6 protein-coding genes and 2 tRNA genes are annotated in these 5,966 nt (G+C 44.8%); 3 read left to right on the top strand and 5 right to left on the bottom strand.

Translation table 11 applies throughout. The annotated features are described in order from the left end of the window. From R7Z10_RS23695 to mutY, 5 genes are all read right to left on the bottom strand, one after another. A tRNA-Thr gene (locus tag R7Z10_RS23695) sits at positions 1 to 76 on the bottom strand. Positions 77 to 142: 66 nt separating this feature from the next. Next, positions 143 to 218: transfer RNA gene (locus R7Z10_RS23700), tRNA-Phe, on the bottom strand. Positions 219 to 318: 100 nt separating this feature from the next. Continuing rightward, entirely contained in the window at positions 319 to 1,458 is a 1,140-nt protein-coding gene (gene mltC, locus R7Z10_RS23705) for a membrane-bound lytic murein transglycosylase MltC (RefSeq protein WP_005381001.1), read from the bottom strand. A gap of 77 nt (positions 1,459 to 1,535) precedes the next feature. Further along, complete coding sequence (locus R7Z10_RS23710) at positions 1,536 to 1,808, bottom strand: oxidative damage protection protein (RefSeq protein WP_005381002.1); 273 nt, start codon at positions 1,806 to 1,808, stop codon at positions 1,536 to 1,538. A 19-nt stretch (positions 1,809 to 1,827) separates the two neighbouring features. Beyond that, positions 1,828 to 2,904 (bottom strand): A/G-specific adenine glycosylase, encoded by a 1,077-nt coding sequence (gene mutY, locus R7Z10_RS23715; protein ID WP_017635575.1) that lies wholly within the window; start codon positions 2,902 to 2,904, stop codon positions 1,828 to 1,830. Between the two features lie 203 nt (positions 2,905 to 3,107). Here mutY and trmB point away from each other — a divergent pair, with 203 nt between their 5' ends. The 3 genes from trmB to glsB all read left to right on the top strand — a co-directional run bounded on the left by trmB (position 3,108) and on the right by glsB (position 5,892). After that, the gene (trmB, locus tag R7Z10_RS23720; protein WP_005384506.1) at positions 3,108 to 3,827 is read left to right on the top strand and encodes a tRNA (guanosine(46)-N7)-methyltransferase TrmB; all 720 of its coding nucleotides are present in this window, start codon (positions 3,108 to 3,110) and stop codon (positions 3,825 to 3,827) included. Between the two features lie 17 nt (positions 3,828 to 3,844). Beyond that, positions 3,845 to 4,873, top strand: coding sequence for a DNA methylase (locus R7Z10_RS23725; protein ID WP_318109319.1), 1,029 nt, complete (start codon positions 3,845 to 3,847; stop codon positions 4,871 to 4,873). A gap of 98 nt (positions 4,874 to 4,971) precedes the next feature. Then, positions 4,972 to 5,892 (top strand): glutaminase B, encoded by a 921-nt coding sequence (gene glsB, locus R7Z10_RS23730; RefSeq protein ID WP_005381007.1) that lies wholly within the window; start codon positions 4,972 to 4,974, stop codon positions 5,890 to 5,892. The last annotated feature ends 74 nt before the right edge of the window (positions 5,893 to 5,966 follow it).

The raw sequence follows: 5,966 nt of genomic DNA on the forward strand, positions 1-5,966 counted from the left end.
TGGTGCCGACTACCGGAATCGAACTGGTGACCTACTGATTACAAGTCAGTTGCTCTACCTACTGAGCTAAGTCGGCACACTTTATTCTTTGTGCTTTTGTCCGTGTTATAACATTTCGTTAAGACACCAACAAATCAAATTGTGGTGCCCGGAGGCGGAATCGAACCACCGACACGAGGATTTTCAATCCTCTGCTCTACCGACTGAGCTATCCGGGCAACGGAGCGCTATTAAACGGATTTTCCCGCGTTGCGTCAACCACTTTTTTTAAATAATTTCAAAAAAGTGGTTGTTCGAACGCTTTTTATTCAACTGTCACTACAAAGTTTGCTTCGAGTTAAATTCCTTTTTGAAATTTGTAACTTTTTCTAGGTAGCGACGCGCTTCTGCGTTCGGGTGTTTCTTGGTTAACGCCCAATAAACTTGGTTGGGTTGCAATGAATTAAGATCTTGCATTGCGCGTTTGCGATCACTGCGATGAAATGTGTTTAAAACTCCTCCAGTACCGCCATTGTAAGCTGAAATCATGCTGTACTCGAGAGAGGTAGGGTGGCGGACTTCTCTTAAATAACGATTTTTTAAGATATAGAAATACGCAGTACCAGTATCTATGTTGTTTTCTGGATTAAACAAATATTCAGGGCTTGGTTGGCCCGAGCGCTTTTTCACGAGTTTGAACACATCTCGTCCCGCTGTTTTAGGTACAACTTGCATTAGGCCATATGCATTTGCCCAACTTACCGCGTATGGGTTGAAACTGCTCTCGGTTTTAATAATGGCGTATATCAAGTCTTCTGGAATGTCGTATTTCTTGGAAGCTCGACGCACGATATCGGCGTATTGGTAGCTGCGAGTTGAAAAGTGGTCTTCAACCATGGGAATTTCGACGTAATACGCTTTCTTGAAATCTACATTTTTGGTTTTTATTTTATTTGCGATGAGGTATTCCGCAAATCGGTTTGCCCGCCAAGACCATTGAATTGGCTTATTGTCTTGGTCGACAACTTGTTTATACAGGAATGGTTGCCCCTCTAACGTGATACCTTTAGAGGAGAATAAGTCGACGTGAGCGGGATCGTCTGGTGTTAATAAGGTGGTGACAATCGCGTCTTTTAGGTGTTTTTGGGGCTCTGTCGGTGATACGGTCTCTATCGTGATCACGCCTTTGCGAAAGTCGACCTCGGCGCGGCTAAGGTAGTTATCGATGTACTTAACGTAATTACTCTTGCCAGCGTACTTGATTTCTTTTTTACCCCAGCGCTTTTGAATATTGCCTGAAAAGCTATTGATTAAGGCATCTAGCGCCGCAGTATCTTTTTCAAATTGTCCTGGTAGCTCAGCTAAGTTATTGGCAAAACGGTTTGTTGGCTCGTAGTTGACGTCATAAATCTTTTCGACGAATTCACGGCTACAGCCTGCCATTAAAAGTGCGGCAGCAATAAAGACAATTTTTTTCATAAGTATCAGAGTTATTGAAGGTAATAGAAAAATGACACCACAAATGGTTGTGATGTCATTGTTTAACTCAAGCGACTTTATTCGCTCGGCGGTGTGTAACCTTCGATATGAACGTCTTTTCCTTCAAAGAGGAAATTTACCATTTCTGTTTCGATCAGTTTGCGGTGTTCTGGATCCATCATGTTGAGTTTCTTCTCGTTGATCAACATGGTTTGTTTGTGTTGCCACTGAGCCCACGCTTCTTTCGAGATGTTGTCGAAAATGCGTTTACCTAGTTCACCAGGGTAAAGTTGAAAGTCTAGACCTTCGCCTTCTTTCTTTAGTCGAGCACAAAATACAGTGCGGCTCATAATGACTCCTTGTATTCAATTAACGAAGTTCGTGGGGTAGCGTTTCCAGCAATAGTTTTACTGGCGCGGCTAAACCGACTTCTTCAGGTTTAGATAAGTTATACCAAAGACCTTTGTTGCCTTCCATTATCACGTCCGGTTGCTTTGATAAATCAATCAAAATTGGCGTGATATCTAGGTGGTAATGGCTGAATGTATGACGAAAGGTAATCAGTGTTTGCTTCTGTTTGATATTGCTGGCTTGAATGCCGCGTTGATCCAGTAGCAATTCAATGTCGCTTTCTGCATCCACATGTTCGGTTTGTGGGAAGCAGAATAAGCCACCCCAAATGCCTGTTTGTGGTCTTTGCTCCAACCACACCTCATGACCATTTTCGGTGTTGTGGTGAAGCATCACGAAACGAGTTTGCTTGATTGGCTTATCTTTCTTCGGTTTTTTGCCCGGGTAGTCGAGCACATTACCTTGTTGCTTTGCCACACACAGATCAGCAACAGGGCAGAGGCTACATTTGGGTTTGCTGCGTGTGCAGACCATTGCGCCCATGTCCATCATTGCCTGGTTATACTTATCTACATCCGTTTGTGGGGTGTGCGTTTCGGCAATTTCCCACAGCTGGTTTTCAACCTTTTTTTGTCCTGGCCATCCTGCAACTGCGAAACAGCGGGATAGGGTGCGCTTCACGTTACCATCAAGAATCGCGTGTGGTTGTTTATACACAGACGATAAAATGGCGGCAGCGGTAGAGCGACCAATCCCCGGTAGGGCGTTCATTTTCTCTATATCAAGAGGAAACTCACCATTGTATGTAGAGGCGACCTCTTGTGCTGCTTTGTGAAGGTTACGGGCTCGGGCGTAATACCCTAAGCCAGTCCAAAGGTGTAGGACTTCATCTTGCTCAGCATTGGCAAGATCGATCACGGTTGGAAAGCGCTCCAAGAAACGTTGGTAATACGGAATAACCGTAGTGACCTGAGTTTGCTGAAGCATAATTTCAGACAACCAGACACTGTATGCGGTCTTATTTTGTTGCCACGGAAGATCTTTTCTTCCATATGCGTCATACCATTCTAGGATGGCACTGGCGAAAGGTGTCACGACTTGCTCTGTATTCTATTATTGGTTAGGTGCAAAATTGCACCACATAATGGGCAAGAAGTACAACGGATAAACAGTAGGGATATAAAGAGGTGTTTCGTTGCTTTTGGGTTGCCATAGACCAAGAGCTCAACAAATACTTGCACCTAAGTAAATTCTTTGGATAATCCCCGCTTTGATTAATCAATGTGCAGGCAAAATCAATGAGTGAAGTAACCACTAACGAATACAACGAAGACGGAAAGCTGATCCGCAAAATCCGCAGCTTTGTACGCCGTGAAGGGCGTTTGACTAAAGGTCAAGAGAGCGCGATGAATGAATGCTGGCCTACGATGGGTATTGACTTCAAAGCTGAACTTCTCGATTGGAAAGAGGTGTTTGGCAACGATAACCCAGTAGTGCTTGAGATCGGTTTTGGTATGGGTGCTTCATTGGTTGAAATGGCAAAGAACGCGCCAGAGAAAAACTTCATCGGTATCGAAGTTCATAGCCCAGGCGTTGGTGCTTGTCTTGCCGATGCTCGCGAGGCGGGAATTACTAACCTGCGTGTAATGTGTCACGATGCGGTAGAAGTATTCGAACACATGATCCCAAATGGCAGCTTATCGACACTGCAATTGTTCTTCCCAGACCCTTGGCATAAGAAGCGTCACCACAAGCGTCGTATTGTTCAATTAGGTTTTGCGGAAATGGTGCGTGAGAAGCTTATCCCTAATGAAGGTATTTTCCACATGGCGACCGACTGGGAAAACTACGCAGAGCACATGATTGAAGTGATGAACCAAGCGCCAGGTTTCGAAAACATTGCTAAAGATGGTGATTTCGTTCCTCGTCCAGACGATCGCCCGCTAACGAAGTTTGAAGCTCGTGGTCACCGTCTTGGTCACGGTGTTTGGGATATCAAATATAAGCGTATTGCGTAACCAGAGGAGTTCATGGGATGTACCATTACGCGATATTAGCGAATCCGGGTCATAACCGAATTTACTTTGATAGCGCAATGACCATTGCCTGTTCTGAACTAAAAGCAATTTTAGCTTCACAAGGCGTGGATGTGACAGAAATTGGTAGTAAAAACGTTGGCTTACCTGCTGCGTTGGTGTTTTCTTGTCAGGAAGCGCTAACCGATGAGCAGGCGCGAAGAATCGCAGCCTCTTCGATTTACTATGCGCTATTTGAAGTGCGCGAAGATGGTTTACTTCGACCAGTTCAAGCGCCCGTATTTAACACTTTCCCGGAAAGCATGAGCCAGATTTTGCGCTACACCGGGAAAACAAATGAGCAGTTTACCCGTTTGATGGTGAATATCGGCATTAGTGCGTCCAATACGGGAAGTGAACAACTGACCTTAATGGATCCAATGTGTGGTAAAGGTACAACCTTATTTGAAGGCTTGATCCACGGTTTGAACGTGGTAGGGGTTGAGATCAACGCCAAGTGGGTGCAAGAGATCCAGACCTTTATTGTTAAGTTCATGAAGAATGGCCGCTTTAAGCACAAAGTGAGCAAAGAAAAGCGCACTGCGGGTGGCAAGAAAGTGGCGGATGGTTTCGTGGTTGAAGCTGCAGCAAATAAAGAAGATTACAACCAAGGCAATCTTCAGTTTATGAAGCTGTATTCGGCTGATACTCGTATCGCTGAGCAAGTCGTGAAAAAGAACTCAGTTGATGTGATGGTGTCTGATCTGCCTTATGGCGTGCAGCACGGCAGCAAAAATGCCAAGGACAGCAAACTGAACCGCAGCCCACTAGAGCTTTTAAAAGAGGCTCTGCCTGCATGGAAAGTGGTATTGAAAAAGCAAGGTTCAGTGGTGTTGTCTTTCAATGAATTCACATTGAAATGGAAAGATGTCGCGGCATTATTTGAAGAGCAAGGTTGGAAGGTACTTTCAGAAGAGCCTTACATCGGTTATCTTCACCGTGTTGATCAATCTATCAACCGCAATATTATTGTGGCAGTAAAACCATAATCGACTTGAGTCGAACGAACCCTATGGAAAAGCCAACGACACGTTGGCTTTTTTTACCTCTGAGCTCAACGAGTTCTCTTGTAAATAGAAGGTAGAGAATGAAACCGACAGTGGAAATTTTGACAGATATTTTGGCGGAAGTACGCCCTTTAATCGGCCAAGGTAAAGTGGCTGATTATATTCCTGCTCTGGCAAAAGTACCCAGCAACAAGTTAGGTATTGCGGTATACACCAACGAAGGTGAGGTTATTAAGGCGGGTGATGCCGATGAACCTTTCTCTATCCAATCTATTTCAAAAGCATTGAGCTTGACGTTAGCGATGTGCTTGTACAAGCAAGAAGAAATTTGGTCTCGAGTGGGAAAAGAGCCTTCGGGGCAGGCATTTAATTCGCTAATCCAGCTAGAAATGGAGCAAGGTATTCCTCGTAATCCATTTATAAATGCTGGAGCGATAGTAGTGGCGGATTTGTTACAAACTCGCTTATCTGCGCCTCGTCAGCGCCTGTTGGAGTTTGTGCGTCAGCTTTCTGGTGATACCCATATTGTGTATGACAAAGTCGTTGCGGCATCCGAAATGATGCATGGTGATCGTAATGCGGCGATTGCATATCTCATGCGTTCGTTTGGCAACTTCGAAAATGAAGTGATTCCAGTACTACAAAACTACTTCCACGCTTGTGCGCTGAAGATGAGTTGCGTCGATTTGGCTAAAACGTTTAGCTATTTAGCAAACAAGGGCACATCGGTACAAACGGGTAAGCCTGTAGTTTCTCCTGTGCAAACCAAACAACTTAATGCACTGTTAGCAACGTGTGGCTTGTATGATGGCGCGGGCGAGTTTGCTTATCGCGTTGGAATGCCTGGTAAGTCTGGTGTTGGTGGTGGCATTATCGCGGTAGTACCTGGTGAAATGACCATTTCAGTATGGTCTCCAGAGCTTGATCCTTCAGGTAACTCGCTTGCTGGTACTAAGGCGCTTGAGCTGCTCTCAGAGCGAATTGGCCGTTCAATTTTCTAAGGTTGACACTTTCCACCCCAAAATTGGAGAGTGTTATGAAATCAACAACTAAAAGAACTCAGCGCGATTACTCC

The organism is Vibrio sp. Vb1018 (assembly GCF_033338775.1).
Taxonomy (GTDB): domain Bacteria; phylum Pseudomonadota; class Gammaproteobacteria; order Enterobacterales; family Vibrionaceae; genus Vibrio; species Vibrio alginolyticus.

Bases quoted from the DNA above. Each gene is read 5' to 3' on its own strand.
- mltC (WP_005381001.1), bottom strand. From the start codon at position 1,458: ATGAAAAAAATTGTCTTTATTGCTGCCGCACTTTTAATGGCAGGCTGT.
- R7Z10_RS23710 (WP_005381002.1), bottom strand. From the start codon at position 1,808: ATGAGCCGCACTGTATTTTGTGCTCGACTAAAGAAAGAAGGCGAAGGT.
- trmB (WP_005384506.1), top strand. From the start codon at position 3,108: ATGAGTGAAGTAACCACTAACGAATACAACGAAGACGGAAAGCTGATC.
- R7Z10_RS23725 (WP_318109319.1), top strand. From the start codon at position 3,845: ATGTACCATTACGCGATATTAGCGAATCCGGGTCATAACCGAATTTAC.
- glsB (WP_005381007.1), top strand. From the start codon at position 4,972: ATGAAACCGACAGTGGAAATTTTGACAGATATTTTGGCGGAAGTACGC.